Source organism: Mesorhizobium sp. LSHC420B00, assembly GCF_000503055.1.
Lineage (GTDB): Bacteria > Pseudomonadota > Alphaproteobacteria > Rhizobiales > Rhizobiaceae > Mesorhizobium.
This window is the reverse complement of the sequence record NZ_AYVY01000023.1, coordinates 33,781-57,368: the sequence shown is the minus strand read 5'-3', so window position 1 is coordinate 57,368 and position 23,588 is coordinate 33,781. Positions and strand designations below refer to the sequence as shown.

Genomic DNA, 23,588 nt, shown 5'->3' with positions numbered 1-23,588 from the left:
ATACTAGCCGCCATTGGCTCTGATAGCGTTTCGAGATCAACTAGCCGCTGGAGCCCGCAGCTTTGACCGCAGTGCCCGACATCGAGTTTCGCGGGGTCACCAAACGCTACGGCAGCGTGATCGCGGTCAGCGGCATCGATCTTGCCATCCCGCCGTCTGCCTTTGTCGCCTTGCTCGGGCCGTCCGGCTGCGGCAAGACAACCTGTTTGCGCATGATCGGCGGCTTCGAACAGCCAAGCGAAGGCGCGGTATTCATCCGTGGCCACGACATGGCCGGCACGCCGCCCTATCGGCGGCCGGTCAACATGGTGTTCCAGCAATATGCGTTGTTTCCGCATCTGGATGTCGAGGACAACATCGCCTATGGCCTGCGCCAGGCGCGGCCGCGCCTGTCGTCGCGCGAGATCAGCCTGAAAGCAGGCGAGGCGCTCGCCATGGTGCGGCTTGCCGGCTATGGACGCCGCAAGATCCATGAGCTTTCCGGCGGCCAGCAGCAGCGTGTCGCCCTGGCGCGGGCGCTGGTCAACAAACCGGCGGTGCTGCTGCTCGACGAGCCCCTGGCGGCGCTCGACAAGAAGCTGCGCACCGACATGCAGATAGAGCTGCAGAACCTGCAGCGCGAGATCGGCATCACCTTCGTCCTGGTCACCCACGATCAGGAAGAAGCACTGTCGATGAGCGATTTCGTCTGCGTCATGAATGGCGGGCGTATCGTCCAGCTTGGGCAGCCGAGCGAAATCTACGACGAACCCGCCGACCTCTTTGTCGCCGATTTCGTCGGCAAGACCAATCTGTTGAGCGGCAAGGTCGTCGGGCTCTCGGGCAAGCTCGTCGAGGTGGCGCTTGCCGATGGCACTGTCATTGCCGCGCGCAAGCGGACTTCGATGGCTCAGGGTGAAGCCGTTTCGGTCAGCCTGCGCCCTGAATCGCTAAGCCTCGGCGCGCCCGGAAGCGGCCGGCTGAACGGGCTTGTCCGCAACCGGATCTTTCTCGGTTCGACCGCGGAATATGCAATCGAGGTCCAGGGCATCGGGACGCTGCTCGCAAAGGCCGATCATCTGATTGGCGGTGGAAATCTCTTCAAGCCGGGTGAACCCGTTGCCATCGGCTTTGCAGCCGGAACGCCGCTGGCGTTTCCGGAGAATAACGGGACCAACCAGAGGGAAAACAAAAATGTCGAAATCATATCGTGACGGACTGCCGATAAGCCCTGAAAAGTTCGTCGATCAATTGATGCGCCTCAAGCGGGGTTCCATCGGCCGCCGCGAGTTCCTTGGCCTTACCGGCCTGGGCATCGCAACGGCGGTGATGGCCCGCGAGCTCGGCATCATGCCGACGCCGGCTTTCGCCCAGGAAGGTCTTGGCGACCGCATGTCGATTGCCACCTGGCCCAATTATCACGACCCGGCGACGTTCGAGAATTTCCAGGCCGAGACCGGCGTTGCCGTCGAGGTCAATGTGTTCGGCTCAAACGAGGAGATGCTGGCCAAGCTGCAGGCCGGCGCCTCGGGCTGGAGCCTTTTCGTTCCAACCAACTACACGATCTCGACTTACAAGAAGCTCGGCATCATCGAAGCGCTCGATATGGCCAAGCTTGCCAATTATGACGGCTCGCAAGAAGACCCGCGCTTCACTGGGGAAGGCACCATCGACGGCGTGACCTACGCTGTGCCGAAGAATTGGGGCACCACCGGCTTTGCCGTCAACACCAAGAAACTGGCCAAGCCGATGACGAGCTGGAAGGAATTCTGGGACACGGCGATGGCGGAGGGCGACGGCCGGACCATGGTTCATGATTACCAGCTGACCACGATCGGCAACGCGCTGAAATATTTCGGCTTCTCGTTCAACTCGCTGAAGCCGGACGAACTCGCCAAGGCGGAGGAATTGCTGCTGAAGGTCAAGCCGCATCTGTTCGCGGTCTCCAGCGACTACCAGCCGTCGATGCGTGCCGGCGACGCCTGGATGACGATGTGCTGGACCAATGACGGGGCGCAGCTCCACCGCGACATCCCCGAAATCGCCTACGTGCTTGGCAAGGAAGGCGGCGAGATCTGGACCGACTTCTACGCAATCCCCAAGGATGCGCCCAACAAGCCTGCGGGTTATGCCTTGCTCAACTATTTGATGAACCCGAAAGTCGCGGTCAGGGAGCACCTGGCCAACGGTGCGCCTTCCACCGATGCGCGGGTCAATGCGCTGCTGCCCAAGGAGGTGCTGGAAAATCCGATCCTCTATCCGGCGGCGGATCTGCTCAAGCCACTCGAATTCGGTGCAGCCGCGACCTTGACCGACCCGGGCCGGGCCGAATTGATGGCACGCTTCAAGTCGGCTTGAACCGGGCGGACCAAAGGTCCGATGCAGGCAACTCCCCCGGCGGACAGATGTCCGCCGGCATCGGGGCGATTTTTCAATGCGCAGCAATGTTCTTCGTCACAATCTCCTGACCGCCCTGCTGCTCGGTCCGGCGACCGCATGGCTGTTGGTGTTTTTAGTTTTGCCGTTCGTGGCGATCGCCGTTTTCAGCGTCGGCGAGCGGGCGCCGGAAGGCGGCTATCAGGCCGCTTTCACCTTGGCGCAGTATGCCAATCTTCCGGCGCGGGCGACCGCCTTCTGGAACACCATGGTGCTGGCGCCGGCCGGTGCACTGGCCTGTCTTCTCGTTGCCTATCCGGTCGCCTATTACCTCGCCTTGCGCGCGCCGGAGCGGTGGCGGCTGATCCTGCTTGCGCTTGTCGTCATCCCGTTCTGGACCAGCCTGCTGATGCGGACTTATGCCTGGATGTATGTGCTTGGCGGGCGCGGCGTCCCAGCTCTGCTGGCCTATGTCGGGATGGAGGATGTGCGGCTGATCAATACGCCGGGAGCGGTTCTGCTCGGCACCGTCTATGGTTATCTGCCGCTGATGATCCTGCCGGTCTATGTCAGCCTCGAGCGGCTCGATCGCCGGCTGCTGGAGGCCTCCGCCGATCTCGGCGCGACGCCGATCTCGACATTCCTCGGCGTGACGCTGCGGCTGTCGCTGCCAGGTGTGATGACCGGCTTCTCGCTGGTCATGATCCTGTTGCTCGGCGAATATCTGATCCCAACGCTACTCGGCGGCGGCAAGGTCTTCTTCATCGGCAACGCGCTGGTCGATCTGTTCCTGCAATCGCGCAACTGGCCGTTCGGATCGGCAATCGCCATAACCCTTGTAGCGGTTTCCGTGGTCGTGCTGCTTGCCGCGAACCGCATTTCGACACGGCTTTCGGGTGCCCGCCGGGTGGACCTGATCTGATGCGTGCCTTCGTCGTTGCGGTCTTTGCCTTTCTCTACCTGCCGATCGCGCTGGTGGTGCTGTTCTCGTTCAACGCCGGCCACCACGCCAGCGAGTTCACTGGCTTCTCGGTGCAATGGTACGGCAAGGCACTGGCGAACCCGTTCCTGGTCGAAGCGCTGAAGAACAGCCTGTTAATCGCCACGACCAGCGCCTTGCTCGCGGCACTCTGCGGCACCGCGGCGGCGCTTGGCCTGGCGCGTGTCGGCGCGCGGACGCGAGCCGTCTTCGATGCGCTTTTGGGTGCTGCGATCGTCGTTCCTGGCGTCGTCATCGGCATCTCGACGCTGGTCGCGCTGGTCCAGCTATTCGGGGTGGTCAACCCGTTTGTCGCTTCGCTGTGGCCGAACGATCAGCCACCGCGCCTGGCGCTCGGCTATGGCTCGATCATCGCCGCGCACGGGCTGTTTTCGATGGCGCTGGTGGCGATGATCGTCGGCACGCGCCTCGGCAGCCTCGACCGCAATCTGGTCGAGGCTTCGAGCGATCTTTACGCCACCCCGCTGACGACGTTCCGCAGCATCGTGTTGCCGCAGATCATGCCGGCGGTGGTCGCCGGCTTCCTGCTCGCCTTCACATTCTCCTTCGACGATTTCATCGTCGCTTTTTTCGTCGCCGGCGCGCAGACGACATTGCCGATCTATGTCTTTGCCTCGATCCGGCGCGGGGTCACGCCGGAGATCAATGCCATCGCGACGATCGTGCTCGTCGCCTCCGTTCTGCTCGTGGTGCTCGCCCAATGGCAATTGCGCCAGCGAAAACCATCCCACTGAAAGACAAAAACATGATTCTGAAAGATCGCATCGCCGTGGTGACGGGCGCCGGGTCGGGGATCGGGCGTGCCGGCGCCATGATAATGGCCAGGGAAGGCGCGCTCGTGGTGATCGCCGACAGGGACCAGGCGGCGGGGGAAGCAACCGCTTCCGACATTCGTGCGTCCGGCGGTCGGGCCGAAGCCGTCGCCACCGATGTCGGCGACGATGCGGCGGTCGAGCAGCTCGTCGCAGGAACGCTGGGCCGGCATCGGCGGATCGACATCCTGCACAATCATGCCGGGATCCAGGTCGGCGGCACGCTGACCGAAGTCGGCGCCGACGGCATGGATGCCTCCTGGCGGATCAATGTGCGGGCGCAGTTCCTCGCGGCCAGGCTGGTCATGCCGTCGATGATCGCGCAAGGCGGCGGGGTGATCCTGAATACCGCCTCGAATTCGGGTGTGTTCTACGACCGCGAAATGATCGCCTACGCGACCTCAAAACATGCCGTGGTGGCGATGACCCGGCAGATGTCGCTCGACTATGCCCGGCACAATGTCCGCGTCAACGCGTTGTGCCCCGGCTGGGTCGACACGCCCTTCAACGAACCGTTTATCGCGCAGATGGGCGGGCGGGCGGCGATCGAAAACTATGTCCGCACCAAGATCCCCATGCAGCGCTGGGCCAGCGCCCAGGAAATCGCCGAAGCGATCCTGTTTCTCGTTTCCGACCGCTCGTCCTTCATGACCGGGCAGGCGTTGGTGATCGACGGCGGTGAAAGCATCGGCTGATCCGCAGCTCCCGGCGGGCGGGAGCTGAAATTCCCTTTGGCCTAACGGCCGGCGGCAAGATGTGCTTTCGTCTCAAGGAGAATGCGGCCAACATGGCTGGGCCGGGAGCAGAAATCGTCAGCGCAAAGGGAAGCTGCATAATGGCCGAGGCCTATATCTGCGACTATATCCGCACGCCGATCGGCCGCTTCGGCGGTTCGTTGTCGGCGGTGCGTGCCGACGATCTCGGCGCAATCCCGCTGAGGGCGCTGGTCGAGCGCAATCCCGGCATCGACTGGGCTGCCATCGACGACGTCGTCTATGGCTGCGCCAATCAGGCCGGTGAGGACAATCGCAATGTGGCGCGCATGGTACTGCTGCTGGCCGGCCTGCCGAAGGAGATTTCCGGCTCGACCGTCAATCGCCTCTGCGGTTCGGGCATGGATGCCGTCATCATCGCAGCGCGCGCGATCAAGGCCGGCGAGGCGGAGCTGATGATATCCGGCGGCGTCGAATCGATGTCGCGCGCACCGTTCGTGCTGCCGAAGGCCGAGACCGCGTTTTCGCGCAATGCCGAAGTTCACGATACCACGATCGGCTGGCGCTTCGTCAATCCACTGATGAAGAAGCAATACGGCGTCGATTCGATGCCGGAGACGGGCGAGAACGTGGCGGAAGAGTTCGCCGTCTCTCGCGCCGACCAGGATGCGTTTGCCGTGCGCAGCCAGGACAAGGCGGTCGCCGCACAAGCCAATGGCCGGCTGGCAAAGGAAATCACGCCGGTGACGATCGCGCAGCGCAAGGGTGACCCGATCGTCGTCGTCTCGAAGGACGAACATCCGCGCTCGGGTACCACGATCGAGGCGCTGGCCAAATTGCCGACGCCGTTCCGGCAAGGCGGCACGGTTACGGCCGGCAACGCGTCGGGCGTTAACGATGGTGCCGGGGCGCTGATCGTCGCCTCGGAAACCGCCGTGAAAAGATACGGGTTGACGCCGATCGCCCGCATCCTCGGCGGTGCCACCGCCGGCGTGGCGCCGCGCATCATGGGCATTGGTCCGGTGCCGGCCACGCAGAAGCTATGCGCCCGGCTCGGCCTGGAGCCGCAACAATTCGATGTCATCGAGCTCAACGAGGCCTTCGCCTCGCAAGGCATCGCCGTGCTGCGCCAACTCGGCATTGCCGAGGATGCGGAGCACGTCAACCCGAATGGCGGCGCCATCGCGCTCGGCCATCCGCTCGGCATGTCCGGGGCGCGCATCACCGGCACGGCGGCATTGGAACTGCGCGAACGCGGCGGCCGCTACGGCCTCGCGACCATGTGCATCGGTGTCGGCCAGGGCATAGCGGTGGCGCTGGAGAGATTGTGAGCGAGCAACTCCGGCCGTTCTGAAGGTGCGGCTGCGCGAATTCCCACGTCGTTCTGCCCTTCAAATTTGACCATGTGGACAAAAGCCGGGCACCGTTCCATAGTTCCTTCGCTGATATTCCAGAGAAGAGAGCCGGCTCGACACGGCGCCAATCAGAGGGGCATGCAATGGACAACGGGAAGAGCAGAATCCAATCGAAACGCGAAGGGCTTTCGCGACGCAACGTGCTGGAGCTGGGCGCGCTCGGCCTTGCGGCGGCGATGCTGCCGGGCAGCGCCTTTGCTAAGACCAAGAAGCTGAAAGTGGCGGCGATCTTCGCCACGCCGATCGAGGAGCCGTGGGACAACCAGATCCACGTCGCCCTGCAGAAGGCCGAGAAGGAACTCGGCATCGAGTACAAATGGTCGGAGAAGGTGCAGACCGCCGATTTCAGCCGTGTCATGCGCGAATATGCGCAAGGCGGCTATGAGCTGGTGCTGGGCGATGCCTTCGCCGCCGAGCGCGAATCCCGCAGGACCGCCAAGCAGTTCCCGAAGACCGCCTTCCTGTTCGGCTCCGGCGCCGGGCCGGCCGAGCCGAACTTCGGCGTTTTCGACAACTGGATTCACGAGCCGGCCTATCTGTCCGGCATGATCGCCGGAAAGATGTCGAAATCGGGCACGATCGGCGCGGTCGCGGCTATGGGCATTCCGGAAGTGAACCGGCTGGTCAACGCCTTCTTTGCCGGCGCCAGGGAGGTCAATCCCAACATCAAGAAGAAGGTCGCCTTCATCGGCTCGTTCTTCGATCCGCCAAAGGCAAAGGAAGCGGCTGTTGCCCAGATCGACGCTGGCGTCGACGTCATCTATGCCGAGCGCTTCGGCGTCATCGAAGCGGCGGCGGAGAAGAAGATCCTCGCCATCTCCAACATGTCGGACCAGTCGAGCCTCGGCCCCGACACGGTGATCACCGGGCCGGTCTGGGACATGTATCCGACCGTCGAGCAGGCGATCAAGCTGGTCAAGGCCGGGGTCTTCACCGCGCAGGATTACGGCGATTTCTCGCGCATGGCCAAGGGCGGCTCCTACCTCGCGCCGTACCATAAATTCGACAAGACGCTGCCGGCCGAGGTCAAGGAATTGGTCGAGAGGAAGAAGGCCGAGATCCTCGACGGCAATTTCCGAGTCGACGTGGACGAGAATACGCCGGTCTCGGACTGAGTGCGCCCGCCCCTCCCCCTTGAGGGGAGGGTGGCCCGCAGGGCCGGGTGGGGTCCTCCGCGACGCGCTCCGTCTCTTAAGTCAAAAGTCGAGGCGGTTGAGGCGACCCCTCCCGCCTCGCTTCGCTCGGTACCTCCCCGCAAGGGGGAAGGGTATCCGCGCCATCTCTCACCAGGAGTGCCCTTGCCCGCCCCTCTCATCGAAATGCGCGGCATCACCAAGAGCTTCGGCGCCGTCAAGGCGAACGAGGCCGTCGATCTCAGCGTCGCGCCGGGTGAAATCCTCGGGTTGCTCGGCGAAAACGGCGCCGGCAAGACGACGCTGATGAACGTGCTGTTCGGCGCCTATGCGCCCGACGCCGGCGAGATCCTGGTGCAGGACCGGCCAGTGGCGATCAACAGCTCGGCCGATGCGCTGGCCGCCGGCATCGGCATGGTGCACCAGCATTTTCATCTCGCACCGCGACTTTCGGTGCTGGAGAACCTCTTGATCGGCATTCCCGGCAGATCGGGCCGGATCGACCGCGCCGGGGGGCTGGCGCGGCTCGCCGAGATCGGCCGCCAGCATGGGCTGGCGCTCGACCCGGACCTTCCCGTTTCGGCGCTGTCGGTCGGCGAGCAACAGCGGCTCGAAATCGTCAAGGCATTGTTTCGCGGCGCAAGGCTGCTGATCCTCGACGAGCCGACGGCGGTGCTGGCGCCAACCGAGGTCGACGGACTGTTTTCGGCGCTGCGCTCGATGGCGGCACAGGGGCTCGGCATCATCTTCATCTCGCACAAGCTCAACGAGGTGCGGGCGCTGACGCATCGCTGCGTCGTGCTCAGGCACGGGCGCGTTGCCGGCCGCGTCGATACGCCGGCCAGCACGATATCTTCGGAGATGGCGCGGCTGATGTGCGGCCACGAGATCGTGCCTCCGGCCAGGGGACCGTCGACACCGGGTCCGGCGGTGCTGACCCTCGATGGTATCTCGACATCGCATCATTCCGGCATGGCGCTGCGCGATGTGTCGCTGTCGGTACGCGGCGGCGAGATCCTCGGCATTGCCGGCGTCTCCGGCAACGGCCAGCGGGCGCTTGCCGGGGTCATCTCCGGCGTGCGAGCGCCCGATGCCGGCCGCATGACGATAGCCGGCAAAGCCGTTTCGCGGTTCTCGCCGAGCGCAGTGCAGGCGCTCGGCCTTGGCCGCATCCCGGAAGACCGTATGACGACCGGGCTGGTCACCAATCTGCCGCTTGCCGATTCGATGGTGCTGCCGCGCATCGGCACGGTGGCGTTCAGCCGCAACGGCCTGCTCAGACAGGATGCGATCCGCACCTTCGCCGAGGCGCAGATCAAGGCCTACGATATACGTTGCCCCGGGCCGATGACGCGCGCCGGGGCGCTGTCCGGCGGCAATCTGCAGAAGGCGCTTTTGGCGCGCGAACTCGCCTTCGACCCAAAGGTGCTGATCGTTTCGCAGCCGACACGCGGCCTCGATATTGGTGCCGCGCGCTTCATCCACGAAAAATTCCTCGACATGCGCGCCAAGGGCTGCGGCATTATCGTTATCGGCGAGGACCTGGAAGAGTTGCTGATGCTCTGCGACCGCATTGCCGTGATGTATGAGGGCCGCATCGTCGGCACGCTGAACAGCGCCGATGCCAGCGTCGCCAGACTCGGGTTGATGATGACCGGGGCGGAGGCCTGATGTTCCGTCTCGAGGCCCGCACCTCAACGCCCGCCTGGTTCAATCTGGCGCTGCCGCTGCTCGCCATCGGCGCGACGCTGATCCTGTGCAGCGGCCTCATTGCATTGGCCGGCGCCGGCGTCGTCGAGGCATATGGCGTGATGTTTTCGGCGTCGTTGGGCGACAGCTACGCCATCACCGAAACGCTGGTGCGTGCCGCGCCGATGATCTTCACCGGTCTTGCCGTGGCGGTCGCTTTCCGCGCCAAATTCTGGAACATCGGCGCCGAAGGGCAATTGCTGGCCGGTGCGGTGGCGAGCTGTGCCGTCGGCGCCATCCCGATGCCGGGGCCGCTCGCCATGTTGCTGATGGCGCTGGCGGGCGCCGCCGCCGGCGCGGCCGTCGCCCTGATCCCTGCCACACTGCGGGTAAAATTCAGGGTCGATGACGTGGTCAGCTCGCTGCTGCTCAATTCGGTCATTTTCTACGCGCTGATGGCGCTGATCGAGGGCCCATGGAAGGATAGTTTCAGCGGCTACCCGATCTCGCCGCCGATCGAGGATTCAGCGAATTTCCCAGTGCTGCTCGAAGGCACGCGACTGCATCTCGGCGTCGTCGCGGCGCTGGTCGCCGCACCGGTCATCTGGTTCGTGGTCGCGCGCACGACGCTTGGTTTCCGCATCAGGGTCACCGGCGAGAACCCGGAAGCCGCGCGCTATGGCGGCATCAATGTCGAGCGGGTGCTGATTTCGACGGCGCTGCTATCAGGCGCGCTGGCCGGCCTTGCCGGCGTCGGCGAGGTCGGCGGCGTGCATTTCCAGGTGATGAGCGACATCTCGCCGGGCTATGGCTATTCCGGCATCGTCGTCGCCATGCTGGCGAGGCTCAATCCGCTCGGCGTCGTGCCGGCGGCGATCTTCCTTGCTGCCGTCATGACCGGCGCCGAGGCGATGTCGCGGGCGACCGGCGTTCCGGCCTTCCTCAGCGATGTCATCCAGGGAACGGCGCTGCTCGCCATGCTGGTGGCGCTGCTGTTCACCGCCTATCGCATCCGTCGCGTGGGAATAGCCAAATGAGCGTGGTGCTGGAGCAGATATTCCAGGTCGGCTTCCTGGCCGCCATCATCCGCATCGCCACGCCGCTTGCCTTCGCGACGCTGGGCGAGATGTTTTCCGAGCGCGCCGGCGTGCTCAATCTCGGCATCGAAGGCATCATGCTGTTGTCGGCAATGACCGGCTTCACCGCGGCGAGCCTCAGCGGCAGCCTTTGGCTTGGCGTGCTCGCCGCCGTGCTGACCGGCGCGCTGATGGGCGCCGTGCATGCGCTGTTCACGGTGGCGCTCGGCCTCAGCCAGCATGTCTGCGGCATCGGCGTGACGCTGTTCAGTTCAGGCCTTGCCTATTTCCTCTACAGGCTGATCTTCGGCCAGCAATCGGTACCGCCGAACATCAAGGGGTTCGAGACGCTGCCGATCCCGATATTATCCGGTATTCCGGTGCTTGGGCCGGCGGTGTTCAACCAGTTTTCGCTGGTCTACATGGCAATGCTGTCTATTCCCCTGGCCGCCTTCGTGCTCTACCGCACGCCATGGGGCCTGTCGGTCCGCATGGTCGGTGAAAACCCGCGCGCCGCTGATTCGGCCGGCGTCAGCGTCATCGCTACGCGCTTCCAGGCGGTGATCCTCGGCGGTGCCTTGATGGGGCTGGCCGGTGCCTTCCTGTCGATGGCGCAGTTCAACGCCTTCACCTTCGGCGTGGTTTCGGGGCGTGGCTGGGTGGCGATCGCACTCGTCGTCTTCGGCCGCTGGGATCCATGGCGCTCGGCAGGCGCCGCACTGTTGTTCGCCTTCGTCGACGCGCTGCAATTGCGCATGCAGGCAAGTGGGCTCGGCCACATTCCTTATGAGGCGTTCCTGATGCTGCCCTTCATCTTCACCATCGTCGCCATGGCGGTGATGTCGCGCAATGCGGTGGCTCCTTCGGCACTGCTCAAGCCGTTCCGGCGCGAAGAGCGGTAGCGGCGCGCCGTCCTTCACATCGCGGTAAAGCCGTTATCCACGAACAGATGGGCGCCGTTGACGAAGCTGGCCTCGTCGCTGGCCAGGAACAGGGCTGCCCTCGCCACCTCTTCCGGCTCGCCGATCCGCCCCTGCTGCGCCGCCATTGCCGCGTCTGAGACATCGACGCCGAGTTTGTCGAGATCGGCGACCTCGCGCAGGCCATGCGGCGTCCTGATGAAGCCGGGGCAGACCGCATTGCAGCGGACGTTGCGGTCGCGGAATTCGACGGCAATGGCACGCGCGAACATGTGGCAGGCACCCTTGGTGGTGTCGTAAAGCACCTCCATCGGCGTCGCCGCCACCGCCGAGATCGACGAGGTGCAGACGATGGAACCGCCGCCGGCGGCGATCATGCCGGGCAGCACGGCGCGCGTCATCAGGAACATCGAACGCACATTGACGGCATGCAGCCAGTCCCATTCCTGCAGCGTGGTCTCCAGGAAGGGTTTGATGACGATGGTGCCGGCATGGTTGAACAGAACCGTGACCGGGCCGAATTTTTCCATCACGCCCTTCACCGCCGCTTCGACCTGCCGCTCGTCCGATACGTCGGCGACCCAGTGCTCGGCGATATGGCCGCGTTGCCTGATTGCCGCTGCGGTGGCAGCCGCCGCTTCGCCGTTGCGGTCGACGATCGCCACCTTGGCGCCCTCGGCCGCGAAAAGCTCCGAGGCCGCACCGCCCATTCCCGTCGCGCCGCCCGAAATGATGGCGACCTTGCCGGCCAGTCTTGTGCCCATGTTTTGCTCCCTGCTGCCTTGCCGTGACGTCGCGGCTTCCGCTCAAGCAGCGATGCTATCCCGCATCCATTGGATGGCCAAGGAGCCACACACACATGGACCTGACGTTTTCTGCCGTCTTCCCCGGCACGCCCAAAAGCCAGCGCTAAGCAGCAAAAACACCAATTTGTCTGCGGTTTGGGGAAAATTGTTCTAAAGATCGCGCGAAAATAGCACTCGACAAAGTCTACTGATTTTATAGATTAAGCGCCGAGACGGAGGTCGATATGTCCTATAGCCAGAACGCTCAGACTGCCCGCAAAGGCCAAAGGCTGGGTTCCGACCAGGTGTGGCGGCCGGCCTATGCCGGCGCTTTCGCCTATCTCGTCTTTGCCCTTGCGTTCGTATTCACCGGGGCAGTGGTACTGGGGCTGATCCCCTGATTAGTAAGGCTCTGATCGTCGAGGCTTGCTCGGGATAGCGGCCTGCCGTTTGCAGAAATTCCGGAGTTGAATGAACCGAATGCCGGTGCGCTTTTGCGTGCCCTGATTCAACGTGATGGAGGAGATGGCAATGCCGATCGAGTTCACGCATGTTCCCGGTAAGATCCACGCTGCCGACGCCAGCTTTTTCTACGACTTTGTCGAGACCGCGACGAAGCTGTCGCTGATCGAGGATGCCGGATTCCAGAAGATCGTCATCGACGACCAGGCCGGGCTGCTGACCAATATGGACCTTGCCGCCCAGACGCTGGACCGGACCTCCTCCCTCGAGGTCGTGCTCACCCATTGGGCAGGCGTGATCGAACCAACCGTGGCGGCGCGGCAGCTCGCTGCCCTCGACGCGAGAAGCCGTGGCCGGCTGTCGCTCAGGATGCTCAGCGAGCCGCTGAACGACGACGATGCCGAGGCACGTCCGGCCGGCCATACGGTGGTCTGGCAACGCATCGACGAATATCTGGTGCTGCTGAAGCGGTTGTGGTCGAACGACAGGCCGTTCGACCATGAAGGCGCCTTTTACAGCGTCAACGGCGGCTATGTGCCGCGCAAGGGGCTGCATGGTGCCGACGTGACCATCCGCATGGGCGGACAGTCGGGCACAGCGCTCAGGGTCGCGGGCAGGCATGCGGATGTGTTCGAGCTGGCGCCCGGCTCGCTTGCAGAAATCCGACAGTCAATGGAGCGCGTGCGCGGCGCTGCCGCCGAACACGGTCGGGCCGGCAAGCTGCGTTTCGCGCTTCCCGTCCGAATCCGTTCGGCAGACAAACCTGCCGCTTCCTGCCAGAAGGCGGTCGAACTTGCCGGGCCGCCGGCGCAGGTCGCGCTGTCGCTGCTTTCCTACGCCGCTTTGGGGATCAAGGAGTTCATGATCGTCGGCGTCGACAGGCCGCGCGAGATTGCGACTGCCGGCCGCGAGGCGATCGCACTGCTGCGCAACTCACTGGCACGGCGCGAGGCGGATGCCCCTGCATCGGGGACGTTTGTGTCACGCGCGATACCGGGCCTGCGAGCCGAGTGCTGAAGAGCCGCCGTCGTCACGCACCTTGGCTGACGGATCCTACCACCATTCCGGGAAAGCCGCGTGAGCGGCCCTGGCCAGCGTCGGGATTTCCTGATCGGGAACGGAGCTGTAGGGCCAGAGCAGTCGCGGGCCGAGTGGCGCCCAGCCGCCGGCCGCCGCCATCGCCTTGTCGAGCGCTGCATCGCTGACATTGTAACGGGTGCGAAACGGTAGGACATGTGCGGCGAGGAAGGCCTGTATGCGGGCCTCGACCTCGGCAGCGGCGGCCATGTCGGTGCGGATCATCTGCCACCACTGTACCGCACCCTTCGGGTTGAGGCAGGCAACGTTGGAATAGCTGCCATGGGCTCCCCCAGCATAGCCTGTCGCCAGCGTGTGGCCGGGGACGAAGACGGAGAATCCGTCCAGTTTGTGGCGCATATCGGCATACCAGTCGGCGTCACCGCCCGGCAGTTTGGCGCCGACCAGCGACGGCACGGCCGCGCGCAGCCGGGCGATGCCTTCGAGTGTCAGGCGACGCTTGGCGTGCGGCGGGTTGTAGAGCACCAGCGGCGTTTCGGGCGCGGCCTCGCAGAGGCGGCCGACAAAACGCATGACCTCGTCGTCGCTGGGCGGCCACCAGTCGGGCAGTGTGAATTGCACCGCCGCCGGGCCAAACGCCGAGACCCGCGTCAGCCGCTCCAGTGCGACGCGCGGATTGGACTGGCTGATGCCGATCTGGAAAGGAAGGCGCGCGCCGCCGGCTGTTGCGGCGACCAGCCCACAAAGCCGGTCGAATTCGGGCTCGGTCTGGCAATGGAATTCGCAGGCCGTGCCATTGGAATAGACGCCGTCGACGCCTGACGCGCAAAGCCGCGCGATCGTCTCTTCCGTCGCCTGCCAGTCGATCGCTCCGCGATCGTCGATGGCCAGCATCACCGCGCCCCAGACGCCGCGCGGTGCGTGTGCGGGCAAGCGGGCCAGATGGTCGTCGAGGTCAGCGTGCACCGGCGATCTCGTGTTCGTGGCGGGTTTCGTTCGACGCGAAGGCAGCCTCGATAATGCCGATGATCTTGCGTGCATAGAGACCGTCGACCGGCACCGGCGTGTCGTCGGCAATGGCATCGCGCATCGCGCTCCATTCGCGCACCAGCGCGTTGTGCATCCAGTTCGGTTCGAATGAACCGGGCAACTCGGTCCAGACCGTATCGCGTCCAAGCATCGTGCCGCGATCCATGTCGATGCGCAGCGTTCCCTGCTCGCAGACCAGATCCATGGCGTAGGTGGTAGCGCCGGTGCGATAGCCGATGCTCTGCACCTGGCCGATGCCGCCGCCGGCGAAGCGCAGCCCAAGCAAGGCGCTGTCGTCTGCTTCCTGGTCATGGAACTTGGCGCCGAGCATGCCGCTCACCGACACGACATCGTCATCCATCAGCCAGACCAGGCGGTCGAGCGCGTGGATGCCGGCCGTCAACAGCATGCCGCCGCCGGTCGACTTGCGCAGATGCCAGTCGCGGCGATTGTGCTCCATCCATAGCTTGATGATCCAGCTCGATCCGATGAGCGGCCGGCCGAGCTCTCCTTGCTCCAGCTTCTGCCTGGCTGCCATGCAGGGCAGGGCGAAATGCATGAGATGGGCGACCATCAGCTTGACGCCGCTATCGGTTACGGCGGCGTTGATCGCGTCGCAGGCAGCCGCCGTCGGCGCCATCGGCTTTTCGAGCAGGATGTGCTTGCCGGCGTTTGCTGCGCCGATGGCCATTTCGGCATGGAGATGGTGCGGGGTGGCAATGAGGACCGCGTCGACCTCCTTGTCGTCCAGCAGCTTGCGCCAATCAGTGTAGCCGCAGCCGCCATATTCGGCGGTGAAGCGCTGCAGCGCATCGGCATTTCCACGAGAGGCGGCGACGAGACGAATGCCTCCCACCTCACGGATTGCCCGCGCATGGGCTGCGCCGAAATCGCCGGCGCCGATAATTCCTATCCCAATCATGATCCTGCCTTTTCATAAGCGGCGTCGATCAGAGACATCGCCGCAACATAATCCTCGATGGACACCGGCGGAGGCGCCTTTCTGGCCAGCCGGTCAAGCGTATCGCGCATGAACAGACGATAGCCTTGCCGGCAGTTCGACCGGCAAATCGGCAACGGCCGCATCGTCGAGCGTTGCGCAGGTGGCATGGTCGCCATGATCGATGAGGGTGGCATTGGCACTGACGATACGCCACTCGAAGTCACCGCCGGGGCGCATCGAGGCAAAGGTGTAACCGGCCTCGACGATGAACACCGCGCCGGCCTCGTCTTCCAGCACCAGCAGCGCATGGTCCTCGACCGGGCCGGGATGAATGCGGTTCGCAATCGAAACGCTTTTCAGGCCGAGCTTGCCGGTTGCGAGGCTGAGTGCCGCGTCGACGCCGTGTATGCCGAGATTCCTCAACGCACCCCCGCCGCCAACCGCCGGATCGACGACCCAGGCGACACCGTCGGCGATGTAGCGTTGCGGCGGGCCGTTGACCAGCCGGAACTGGCAATGCGCCACCGGCCCGGCGCGACCTTGCCGGCGCAGCCGTTCAAAGCCGGCAACGGCCGGCCCGAAACGGTTGGGCAGGGGAACAGCGACAAAAGCCTGGTGCTGCCTGGCAAGCTCGCGCAGCGCCATCAGTTCCCTCGTATGGCTGGCCGCCGGCTTCTCCAGGATCAGCGGTATCCCTGCCGCGATGATCGCGCGTGCCCGCGCCGGCACCATCGAAGGGTGCCCCATCAACAGGATCGCATCCGGCGGGCTGGAGAGTATCTCCGTGAAATCTTTGATAAACGGCAGATCGTGGTGCGCGGCGAACCCATGCGCTTGGCCAGGATCCTCGTCCCAGATGCCGGCGATCTCCGCACCGTAAAAGCGTGCGGCGTCGAGGTGCATTTCGGCGTGCCAGTGGCTCGAGCCGGCGAGGGTAATCTTCATTCGAAGGCAGCAGGTTTGTTATGGGCTTGCAGGATATCCTACAAGTAGCTATACGACAAGCGGGCAGGCTAATCCGGCGGATGATGAAAGCAGTGGGATGGCGGAACTGAAGTCGATCGAACCGTTGAGCAGACCGCCGCTTCTTCACGTCACCGTGCAGGAAAGCCTCAGGGCCTATATCGAAAGCAACCAGCTCAAGGCAGGCGATCCCTTGCCGCCGGAAACGTTCCTGGCGCAGCGGCTCGGCGTCGGCCGCAACTCAGTGCGGGAAGCCATCAAGGCGCTGGAATCGATCGGCATCCTGGAGACGCGGCGCGGCATCGGCGTCTTCGTCAAGGAGTTCTCGTTCAAGCCGCTGCTGGATAACCTGGCATACGGCTTGCAGGATTCGCTGCGCGATGTCGAAGAGCTGCGCGAAATCCGCCGCGTGCTGGAAACCGGCCTCATCGCCAAGACGATCGAGATGATCAGTGCCGAGGATATCGAGGCGCTGCGCCAGTTGACCGAGCGCATGCGGCAACGTGCCGAGCGCCATGAGAGCTTCGCCGAAGAGGACCAGCAATTCCACCAGCTGCTGTTCCGCTGCCAGAACAATCACATGCTGAGCGCACTGATCGACATCTTCTGGACGGCGTTCGACAAGGCCTCGAATTTCACCAATCTCGATAATCCGACGCCGCTGGCGACATGGCGCGACCATCACGAGATCGTCGAGGCTGTCGCCGCCAAGGATGTCGACCAGGCGCGTCGGCGGCTCGACGACCATTACCGGGGGATCCAGCAGGTTATCGCCAAAAACCGAGCAAGCTGAAAAACAACCTGAATATGCCAAGGGAGGAAACCATGCGCATCAGGACCATCGCATTCTCAGTCGCCGGGCTGCTGCTCGCCAGCATTGCCCCATTGACCAATGTCCAGGCACAAAGCGCCAAGACCATTGCGGGCGGCTTCGACGTCGGCCCGGGCGGTTTTCCCAAGAACTTCAACCCGCTGGTCGCGACCGGCGGCTTCACCTGGCTCAGCACCTATTTCGAACCGCTGGTCATCTTCAATGCCGGGCTGACCGAGATCGAAGGCGACCTCGCCAAGGACTACAAGATCAGCGACGACCAGCTGAGCTATACGTTCAACCTGGTCAACGAGACCTGGCATGACGGCAAACCGTTCACCTCGAAGGACGTCAAGTTCACCCTCGAGCTTGCCAAGAACAAGGCCTCCGGCAGCCTGTTTGCCGCCCGCCTCGCCAACATCGCCTCGGTCGATGCACCGGATGACCACACCGCAGTGGTGAAGCTATCGAAACCGAACGGCTCGTTTCTATCCATCCTCTCGCAGCTAATGATCCTGCCGGAGCATGCCCTGGCCGCTCTGCCGCCGGAATCACTGGCGACAAGCACCTGGTGGTCGACCGCTCCGGTGGGCACCGGCCCGTTCAAGTTCAAGCGCTACGTGACCGACCAATATGTCGAACTGGCAGCCGATGACGACTATCGCAGCGGCAAGCCGAAGGTAGACGTGCTCATCAACCGCTATTTCGAGTCGCCGGCGGCGGCCGTCGCCGCGCTCCGCGCCGGCGAGATCCAGTTCACCTATGTCGAGCCCGACGATGCGGCATCCTTCAAGAGCGACAGCAATTTCAAGGTGATCGAAGGTGCCTCGTACGTGGTCAACTATATCGGCCTGAACCAGAAGGTCGACCTGTTTAGGGATATCCGTGTCCGCCAGGCGATTATGTATGCGATCGATCGCAACGCCATCATCGACAGCCTCTACGGCGGTGCCGCCAAGCCAGCCAATTGCGGCTATGTCGCGCCGCATCTCGTTCCGGCAGACCTCGAACCCTATGCCTACGATCCGGCAAAGGCCAAGGCGCTGCTGACCGAGGCGGGCTGGGACAAGATCAATGGCGACAAGCCGATCACCTTGCTGACCTATTACGGCTCGCCGCAAGCCGCCAATGTGATGGCCGCTGTCCAGTCGATGCTGGCCGAGGTCGGCATCAATGTGGTGCCGCGCGTCGTCGATACGCCGACCTACAATGGCATCGTCTACAAGCAAGGCACGCCGGACTGGAACGCCTTTCCGATGGTCTATGCCGGCCTGCAGAACGGCCCCAACCCGGCCGGCCTCAATCCCGGCCTCAACAAGTCGCAGATCCCGCCGGCAGGCTTCAACACCATGCGTATCGAGTTCGACGATCTGAGCACCGCATTGGACGCCGCGCTAGGCCAAACCGATCCGGCCAAGCTCGATCAATCCTGGCAGGGCGTCTGCAAGGTCATGAACAAGGAGCTACCCTGGGCGACGTTGTGGGTGGCCAACCGCTATGGCGTAGCCTCCAACAAGCTGCATGACTTCGTCTGGACGCCGGCGCCGGGCGGCGGCCCCTACGCAGCTCACCCCGAGCGCTGGGACATCCAGTAAGAAACCCGCAACCAAGCGGGCAGACGGGACCACTTTGGCGCCGCCTGCCACCGCCACGGAAAGCCCATGTTGAGCTTCATCGCCCGCCGCAGCACCACAGGATTGCTGATGCTGGTCGCGCTCAGCGTCCTCATCTTCATCCTGTTGCGGCTGGCGCCGGGCGATCCAATCGACGCCTACATCAACCCATCGGTCCCCATGTCGGCTTCCGACCTCGAGGGCCTGCGCGAACGGCTCGGGCTCGATCGGCCGCTTCCCGTGCAATATCTCGCCTGGCTGCGCGCGGCGCTGAGCGGTGACTTCGGCTATTCGATCCAGCGCAGCGGCGTTGCCGTGCTGCCACTGGTCATGGAACGCATCGGCCCGACGGCGCTGCTGATGGGTACGGGCCTGGCGATCGCCATCGTGCTCGGCATTTCCGCCGGCATTTTCAGCGCGGTGCGCCGTAACGAACCATCCGACATCGCGCTGTCGGTGCTGTCGTTTATCGGTATCTCCAGCCCGGCTTTTCTGACAGCGCTGCTCGGTCTCTATTTTTTCTCGGTGCTGCTGCGCTGGGCGCCGTCCGGCGGCATGCAGACCGCGGGTGCGCCGTTCTCGGCGACGGATGTGCTTGCGCACCTCGTCCTGCCCGCCTGCCTGCTGTCCGTCGGCCATGCCGCGCTGATCATGCGTTACATGCGCGCCTCGCTGCTGGAAGTGCTCAACCAGGATTACGTGCGGACGGCGCGTGCCAAGGGCGTGCGCGAGTTCTGGGTGATCATCAAGCACGCGACCCGCAATGCGCTCTTGCCGGTCATTACCTTGATCGGCTCGACTGTCGGCATCGCCATCGGCGGCGCCATCTTCCTGGAAAGCGTGTTCAACTGGCCGGGCATGGGACTGCTTCTGGTCAACGCCGTCGGCACCCGCGATTACCCGGTGATCATGGGCGCTACCCTGGTGATCGGCGTTTGCGTCATCCTGGTCAACCTCTTGACCGACGTCGTCTATGCCGTCGTCGACCCGCGCATTCAGGTGGCATGATGGCAATCACGGCGCCAGATCCTACAGTTGACCCGACAGCCGTGCCGCAAACCAAAGGCCCGCTTCGCCGCGCGCTCGACCGCTTTTTTGAAAACCGCGCGGCGCGTGCCGGGCTTTTGATCGTCATCCCGATCCTGCTGGCGGTTTCGACGTATCCTTTGTGGTGGCCGTTCGGTCCTAACACCATCGACCTCCGAGCAATGAACAAGGCGCCGTCGGCCATTCATTGGCTGGGCAGCGACGGCGTCGGGCGCGACGTCATGGCCCGGTTGCTGCAAGGCGGGCGGATCTCATTGCTGGTTGCCGTCAGCTCGGTCGCCATATCGACCGTCATCGGCTTCCTGGTCGGTGCCGTCGCCAGCTTTGGCGGGCGTCTTGTCGACGGCACGGTGATGCGCCTGGTCGACCTGGCGATGACGCTGCCGCCGGTGATCTTCCTGCTGGTGCTGGCTTCGATCGCCGGCACCGGCATCGCCCAGACCATCCTGGTGATCTCGCTGCTCTCCTGGCCGGTGCTGTCGCGCATGGTGCGTGCCCGGCTGCTCGAACTGCGCGAGCGCGACTTTGTCGTCGCCGCCCGCGGCATGGGGGCAGGGCTGCCGCATCTGCTGTTCCGGCACGGCCTGCCCAATTGCATCGATATCCTGGTCGTCTACGCCACCTTGCAGATTGCCAACGCCATCCTGCTCGAGGCCGGCCTGTCCTTCCTCGGCCTCGGCATCGCACCGCCCGAAGCCAGCTGGGGCAACATGCTCAATCTCGCCCGCTCCACCGTCGTGCTCGAAAAATACCCGTGGCAATGGATGTTCCCCGGCGCCGCACTGGTGCTCACCGTGCTCGCCATCAATTTCATCGGCGACGGCCTGCGCGATGCATTCGACCCCCGCTCCGATCTCAACTGACCTCAAAGGTTCATCAAAATGCCCCTGTTTACCGGCGTCGTGCCACCTGTCGTCACCCCGCTCAATGCCGATTTCAGCATCGACTTCCCGTCGTTCACCCGCACTATCGAGAACCTGCTCGACGGTGGTGTTCACGGGCTGTTTGTGCTCGGCTCGACCAGCGAGGTGGTCTTCCACGACGAGGCGGGCCGCAGGGCCATCCTCGAGCACGCGGTCAAGGTCAATAACGGCCGGGTTCCGATCTTCGCTGGGGTAATCGACCCGACTACCGACCGCGTCATCAACCACGCCCGGATCGCCAGATCGGCCGGCGCCGACGCCATCGTCGTCACCGCGCCGTTTTATACCCGCACCAGCCAGCCGGAGATCGGCGACCACTTTCGCTATATCAAGGATGCGATCGACATTCCGGTCATCGCCTACGATATCCCGGTCTGCGTTCACATCAAGCTGGAGCGCAAGACCACGGTCGGTCTCGCCAGGGAAGGCGCCATTGCGGGCATCAAGGATTCCAGCGGCGATGACGGCAATCTGCGTTACGTGCTCAAGGACATGGCCGACGATCCCAGTTTTTTCGGCATGACCGGTTCCGAGATCCTGGTCGACAGTGTGCTGGCGATGGGTGCGCATGGCGTCGTGCCGGGCCTCGCCAATGTCGACCCGCATGGTTATGTCAGGCTGTGGAAGCTGACGCAGGCGGGCCAGCATGCCGAAGCCCGCCTGGAGCAGGAGCGGTTGTTGAAACTGTTCGAGATCGTCTGCATCTCGCTCGGCAGGACCAGCGCCGGCTCGGCCGGCGTCGGCGCCTTCAAGGCGGCGATGAAGAGCCTCGGCATCATCGCCTCGAACACCATGGCGCGGCCGCAACGCAGCCTGAACGAGGAGGAAACCGCGAAGGTCGACATGATCCTTCGCGACGTGGGGCTGCTCCGCTGAGTGTCGCGCCGATCCTCTCGATTTCCGGCCTGCGCGCGGTGTTCCGCATCGCGGGGCGCGACATCGCGGCGGTAAGGGATGTCGACCTGACGATCGGCTCCGGCGAGACGGTGGCGCTCGTCGGCGAATCCGGATCCGGCAAGTCCGTCACCAGCCTGTCGATCATCGGCCTCTTGCCGAAAAGGGTCGGACATATCGCAGAGGGGTCGATCGCGCTGCGGCGCAAGAACGGCACGGTCACCGAACTGACCAGCCTCGATGCCGAGTCGCTGCGCAAGATACGTGGCAACGAGATCGGCATGGTGTTCCAGGAGCCGATGACCAGCCTCAACCCGGTCTACACGATCGGCGAGCAGATCGCCGAGCCGATCCGCATCCATCTCGGCAAATCGCACCGCGAGGCAGAGGCAGACGCGGTGCGGCTGCTGGAGCAGGTCGGCATTCCCGATCCGAAGCGGCGGGCGCGACAATATCCGCACGAACTTTCGGGCGGGATGCGCCAGCGCGCCACTATCGCCATGGCCCTGTCCTGCGATCCAGGCTTGCTGATTGCCGATGAGCCGACGACCGCGCTGGACGTCACAATCCAGGCCCAGATTCTCGATCTTTTGGCCGAGCTGCAGGCGCAGCGCGGCATGGGCATCCTGTTCGTCACCCACAATCTCGGCGTCGTCGCCGAAATCGCCGACCGGGTAGCGGTGATGTATGCCGGGCGTATCGTCGAAACAGGTCCGGTGAGCGAAGTGTTCACCCGCCCGCGTCATCCCTATACGGTGGGGTTGATGCGCTCGGTGCCGAGGCTCGGCGAGGCCACGGCGCTGAAGGTGGCGGGAACGCCGCTGCCGACCATTGCCGGAAATGTTCCGTCGCTCGCCTTGCTACCCAAAGGCTGTTCCTTCGCGCCGCGCTGCCCGATGGCTATCACTGCCTGCCGCGCCGCGGTCCCGCCACTATTTGCGGCGACGCCGACCCAGCAAAGCCGCTGCCTGCGCTGGGAGGAGCTCTGATGGACGGCGCCCCCTTCCTATCGGTCAAAAACCTGACCAAGCATTTTGCGCCGACCGCGTTTTCGCGCGGCCCCATCGTCAGGGCACTGGAGGATATTTCGTTCGAGGTCAGGCGTGGTCAGGTGGTCGGGCTGGTCGGCGAATCCGGCTCCGGCAAGACCACTATCGGCCGCTCGGTGCTGCGTCTGATCGAGCCGACATCCGGCCAGATCAGCTATGGCGGCACCGAAATCACCAGGCTGGGTGCCGCCCAGTTGCGCCGCCAGCGCCGCAAGATGCAGTATATTTTCCAGGATCCCTTCGCCAGCCTGTCGCCGCGCATGACGATCGGGCAGATCCTCACCGAAGGCTTGGACATTCAAGGCATTGGCAGGAAATCCGAGCGGCGGGCGAAGGCCGAGAATGCACTTGCCGCGGTCGAGTTGCCGGTCGACGCCTATGATCGCTACGCCCATGAATTCTCGGGCGGCCAGCGCCAGCGCATCGGCATCGCCCGGGCGCTGACGCTCGAGCCGGAATTCATTGTCGCCGACGAGCCGGTCTCGGCGCTCGACGTCTCGATCCAAGCCCAAATCATCAATTTGTTGCGCGATCTGCAGCTCCGGCTTGGGCTGACCATGCTGTTCATTTCGCACGATCTGGCCGTGGTCGAGTACATCTGCGACACGGTCATCGTGCTCTATCTCGGGCGCATCATGGAGGTTGCGCCGGCGGCCGAGCTCTATGCCCGGCCGCAGCATCCCTATACGCGCGCGCTGCTGTCGGCCATTCCGTCGCTCGATCCGTTGGCCAGGCAAGACCGGCAGGTGCTCAAGGGCGATATTCCCAGCCCGGCAAACCCGCCGTCGGGCTGTGTTTTCCGGACCCGTTGCCCGTTTGCGCTGGAGGCTTGCGCCGGGGCTGTGCCGCCGCTGAGGGCGACAGCCGAGGGTCATCTGAAGGCCTGCATCCGCGACGACATCGCTTAGGTTTTTTGCC

Annotated in this window: 23 protein-coding genes; 19 read left to right on the top strand and 4 right to left on the bottom strand. The window is 64.1% G+C overall.

The annotated features are described in order from the left end of the window. The first annotated feature begins 62 nt into the window (after window positions 1-62). The 10 genes from X760_RS65475 to X760_RS65430 all read left to right on the top strand — a co-directional run bounded on the left by X760_RS65475 (window position 63) and on the right by X760_RS65430 (window position 11,095). Window positions 63-1,193: an ABC transporter ATP-binding protein gene (locus tag X760_RS65475; protein WP_023721357.1), complete on the top strand. Its 1,131-nt coding sequence runs from the start codon at window positions 63-65 to the stop codon at window positions 1,191-1,193. Continuing rightward, the gene (locus X760_RS65470; RefSeq protein WP_023721356.1) at window positions 1,174-2,337 is read left to right on the top strand and encodes a spermidine/putrescine ABC transporter substrate-binding protein; all 1,164 of its coding nucleotides are present in this window, start codon (window positions 1,174-1,176) and stop codon (window positions 2,335-2,337) included. The genes X760_RS65475 and X760_RS65470 overlap by 20 nt, the downstream gene beginning before the upstream one ends. Window positions 2,338-2,413: 76 nt before the next feature. Then, window positions 2,414-3,277: an ABC transporter permease gene (locus X760_RS65465; protein ID WP_023721355.1), complete on the top strand. Its 864-nt coding sequence runs from the start codon at window positions 2,414-2,416 to the stop codon at window positions 3,275-3,277. Continuing rightward, on the top strand, window positions 3,277-4,089 hold the full coding sequence (locus X760_RS65460; RefSeq protein WP_023721354.1) for an ABC transporter permease: 813 nt from the start codon (window positions 3,277-3,279) through the stop codon (window positions 4,087-4,089). The genes X760_RS65465 and X760_RS65460 overlap by 1 nt, the downstream gene beginning before the upstream one ends. Window positions 4,090-4,100: 11 nt before the next feature. Continuing rightward, window positions 4,101-4,862 carry a glucose 1-dehydrogenase gene (locus X760_RS65455; protein ID WP_023721353.1) on the top strand — a complete coding sequence of 254 codons (762 nt, stop codon included), beginning with the start codon at window positions 4,101-4,103 and terminating at the stop codon, window positions 4,860-4,862. A 140-nt stretch (window positions 4,863-5,002) separates the two neighbouring features. Continuing rightward, window positions 5,003-6,211: a 3-oxoadipyl-CoA thiolase gene (gene pcaF, locus X760_RS65450; RefSeq protein WP_023721352.1), complete on the top strand. Its 1,209-nt coding sequence runs from the start codon at window positions 5,003-5,005 to the stop codon at window positions 6,209-6,211. A gap of 167 nt (window positions 6,212-6,378) precedes the next feature. Then, on the top strand, window positions 6,379-7,410 hold the full coding sequence (locus X760_RS65445; protein WP_023721351.1) for a BMP family protein: 1,032 nt from the start codon (window positions 6,379-6,381) through the stop codon (window positions 7,408-7,410). 183 nt (window positions 7,411-7,593) lie between these two features. Further along, the gene (locus X760_RS65440; protein WP_023721350.1) at window positions 7,594-9,099 is read left to right on the top strand and encodes an ABC transporter ATP-binding protein; all 1,506 of its coding nucleotides are present in this window, start codon (window positions 7,594-7,596) and stop codon (window positions 9,097-9,099) included. Then, window positions 9,099-10,154: an ABC transporter permease gene (locus X760_RS65435; RefSeq protein WP_023721349.1), complete on the top strand. Its 1,056-nt coding sequence runs from the start codon at window positions 9,099-9,101 to the stop codon at window positions 10,152-10,154. The genes X760_RS65440 and X760_RS65435 overlap by 1 nt, the downstream gene beginning before the upstream one ends. Beyond that, a complete protein-coding gene (locus tag X760_RS65430) occupies window positions 10,151-11,095 on the top strand; it encodes an ABC transporter permease (RefSeq protein ID WP_023721348.1) in 945 nt (314 codons plus the stop codon). The genes X760_RS65435 and X760_RS65430 overlap by 4 nt, the downstream gene beginning before the upstream one ends. A 14-nt stretch (window positions 11,096-11,109) precedes the next feature. Here the strand turns inward: X760_RS65430 and X760_RS65425 are convergent, their stop codons facing one another. Beyond that, window positions 11,110-11,877: an SDR family oxidoreductase gene (locus X760_RS65425; protein WP_023721347.1), complete on the bottom strand. Its 768-nt coding sequence runs from the start codon at window positions 11,875-11,877 to the stop codon at window positions 11,110-11,112. Window positions 11,878-12,143: 266 nt separating this feature from the next. Between X760_RS65425 and X760_RS75145 the strand changes: the two genes are divergently transcribed. Both X760_RS75145 and X760_RS65420 read left to right on the top strand, forming a co-directional pair. Continuing rightward, window positions 12,144-12,299 (top strand): hypothetical protein, encoded by a 156-nt coding sequence (locus X760_RS75145; RefSeq protein WP_023678176.1) that lies wholly within the window; start codon window positions 12,144-12,146, stop codon window positions 12,297-12,299. Window positions 12,300-12,429: 130 nt separating this feature from the next. Then, a complete protein-coding gene (locus X760_RS65420; RefSeq protein ID WP_023721346.1) occupies window positions 12,430-13,377 on the top strand; it encodes an LLM class flavin-dependent oxidoreductase in 948 nt (315 codons plus the stop codon). Window positions 13,378-13,413: 36 nt separating this feature from the next. Here the strand turns inward: X760_RS65420 and X760_RS65415 are convergent, their stop codons facing one another. From X760_RS65415 to X760_RS65405, 3 genes are all read right to left on the bottom strand, one after another. Then, a complete protein-coding gene (locus X760_RS65415; RefSeq protein WP_280940428.1) occupies window positions 13,414-14,364 on the bottom strand; it encodes a dihydrodipicolinate synthase family protein in 951 nt (316 codons plus the stop codon). Next, window positions 14,354-15,349 carry a Gfo/Idh/MocA family oxidoreductase gene (locus tag X760_RS65410; protein ID WP_023721344.1) on the bottom strand — a complete coding sequence of 332 codons (996 nt, stop codon included), beginning with the start codon at window positions 15,347-15,349 and terminating at the stop codon, window positions 14,354-14,356. The genes X760_RS65415 and X760_RS65410 overlap by 11 nt, the downstream gene beginning before the upstream one ends. A gap of 93 nt (window positions 15,350-15,442) precedes the next feature. Continuing rightward, complete coding sequence (locus tag X760_RS65405) at window positions 15,443-16,315, bottom strand: Gfo/Idh/MocA family oxidoreductase (protein ID WP_023721342.1); 873 nt, start codon at window positions 16,313-16,315, stop codon at window positions 15,443-15,445. A gap of 97 nt (window positions 16,316-16,412) precedes the next feature. Between X760_RS65405 and X760_RS65400 the strand changes: the two genes are divergently transcribed. From X760_RS65400 to X760_RS65370, 7 genes are all read left to right on the top strand, one after another. Then, entirely contained in the window at window positions 16,413-17,126 is a 714-nt protein-coding gene (locus tag X760_RS65400) for a FadR/GntR family transcriptional regulator (protein ID WP_031194640.1), read from the top strand. Window positions 17,127-17,158: 32 nt separating this feature from the next. Next, window positions 17,159-18,739: an ABC transporter substrate-binding protein gene (locus X760_RS65395; protein ID WP_023721340.1), complete on the top strand. Its 1,581-nt coding sequence runs from the start codon at window positions 17,159-17,161 to the stop codon at window positions 18,737-18,739. A 66-nt stretch (window positions 18,740-18,805) separates the two neighbouring features. Next, window positions 18,806-19,765, top strand: a complete 960-nt coding sequence (locus tag X760_RS65390; protein WP_023721339.1) for an ABC transporter permease — start codon at window positions 18,806-18,808, stop codon at window positions 19,763-19,765. Continuing rightward, window positions 19,765-20,667, top strand: a complete 903-nt coding sequence (locus X760_RS65385) for an ABC transporter permease (RefSeq protein WP_156948179.1) — start codon at window positions 19,765-19,767, stop codon at window positions 20,665-20,667. The genes X760_RS65390 and X760_RS65385 overlap by 1 nt, the downstream gene beginning before the upstream one ends. An 18-nt stretch (window positions 20,668-20,685) precedes the next feature. Further along, window positions 20,686-21,603 carry a dihydrodipicolinate synthase family protein gene (locus tag X760_RS65380; protein WP_023721337.1) on the top strand — a complete coding sequence of 306 codons (918 nt, stop codon included), beginning with the start codon at window positions 20,686-20,688 and terminating at the stop codon, window positions 21,601-21,603. Then, window positions 21,600-22,610 (top strand): ABC transporter ATP-binding protein, encoded by a 1,011-nt coding sequence (locus tag X760_RS65375; protein WP_023721336.1) that lies wholly within the window; start codon window positions 21,600-21,602, stop codon window positions 22,608-22,610. Before X760_RS65380 ends, X760_RS65375 begins: the two co-directional genes overlap by 4 nt. Next, complete coding sequence (locus X760_RS65370; protein WP_023721335.1) at window positions 22,610-23,578, top strand: ABC transporter ATP-binding protein; 969 nt, start codon at window positions 22,610-22,612, stop codon at window positions 23,576-23,578. Before X760_RS65375 ends, X760_RS65370 begins: the two co-directional genes overlap by 1 nt. The last annotated feature ends 10 nt before the right edge of the window (window positions 23,579-23,588 follow it).

What these genes read in the sequence shown, in the direction of transcription:
- X760_RS65470 (WP_023721356.1), top strand. Translation starts at nt 1,174, where the DNA reads ATGTCGAAATCATATCGTGACGGACTGCCGATAAGCCCTGAAAAGTTC.
- X760_RS65465 (WP_023721355.1), top strand. Translation starts at nt 2,414, where the DNA reads ATGCGCAGCAATGTTCTTCGTCACAATCTCCTGACCGCCCTGCTGCTC.
- X760_RS65460 (WP_023721354.1), top strand. Translation starts at nt 3,277, where the DNA reads ATGCGTGCCTTCGTCGTTGCGGTCTTTGCCTTTCTCTACCTGCCGATC.
- X760_RS65455 (WP_023721353.1), top strand. Translation starts at nt 4,101, where the DNA reads ATGATTCTGAAAGATCGCATCGCCGTGGTGACGGGCGCCGGGTCGGGG.
- pcaF (WP_023721352.1), top strand. Translation starts at nt 5,003, where the DNA reads ATGGCCGAGGCCTATATCTGCGACTATATCCGCACGCCGATCGGCCGC.
- X760_RS65445 (WP_023721351.1), top strand. Translation starts at nt 6,379, where the DNA reads ATGGACAACGGGAAGAGCAGAATCCAATCGAAACGCGAAGGGCTTTCG.
- X760_RS65435 (WP_023721349.1), top strand. Translation starts at nt 9,099, where the DNA reads ATGTTCCGTCTCGAGGCCCGCACCTCAACGCCCGCCTGGTTCAATCTG.
- X760_RS65430 (WP_023721348.1), top strand. Translation starts at nt 10,151, where the DNA reads ATGAGCGTGGTGCTGGAGCAGATATTCCAGGTCGGCTTCCTGGCCGCC.
- X760_RS65425 (WP_023721347.1), bottom strand. Translation starts at nt 11,877, where the DNA reads ATGGGCACAAGACTGGCCGGCAAGGTCGCCATCATTTCGGGCGGCGCG.
- X760_RS75145 (WP_023678176.1), top strand. Translation starts at nt 12,144, where the DNA reads ATGTCCTATAGCCAGAACGCTCAGACTGCCCGCAAAGGCCAAAGGCTG.
- X760_RS65420 (WP_023721346.1), top strand. Translation starts at nt 12,430, where the DNA reads ATGCCGATCGAGTTCACGCATGTTCCCGGTAAGATCCACGCTGCCGAC.
- X760_RS65410 (WP_023721344.1), bottom strand. Translation starts at nt 15,349, where the DNA reads ATGATTGGGATAGGAATTATCGGCGCCGGCGATTTCGGCGCAGCCCAT.
- X760_RS65405 (WP_023721342.1), bottom strand. Translation starts at nt 16,315, where the DNA reads ATGAAGATTACCCTCGCCGGCTCGAGCCACTGGCACGCCGAAATGCAC.
- X760_RS65400 (WP_031194640.1), top strand. Translation starts at nt 16,413, where the DNA reads ATGGCGGAACTGAAGTCGATCGAACCGTTGAGCAGACCGCCGCTTCTT.
- X760_RS65395 (WP_023721340.1), top strand. Translation starts at nt 17,159, where the DNA reads ATGCGCATCAGGACCATCGCATTCTCAGTCGCCGGGCTGCTGCTCGCC.
- X760_RS65390 (WP_023721339.1), top strand. Translation starts at nt 18,806, where the DNA reads ATGTTGAGCTTCATCGCCCGCCGCAGCACCACAGGATTGCTGATGCTG.
- X760_RS65385 (WP_156948179.1), top strand. Translation starts at nt 19,765, where the DNA reads ATGGCAATCACGGCGCCAGATCCTACAGTTGACCCGACAGCCGTGCCG.
- X760_RS65380 (WP_023721337.1), top strand. Translation starts at nt 20,686, where the DNA reads ATGCCCCTGTTTACCGGCGTCGTGCCACCTGTCGTCACCCCGCTCAAT.
- X760_RS65370 (WP_023721335.1), top strand. Translation starts at nt 22,610, where the DNA reads ATGGACGGCGCCCCCTTCCTATCGGTCAAAAACCTGACCAAGCATTTT.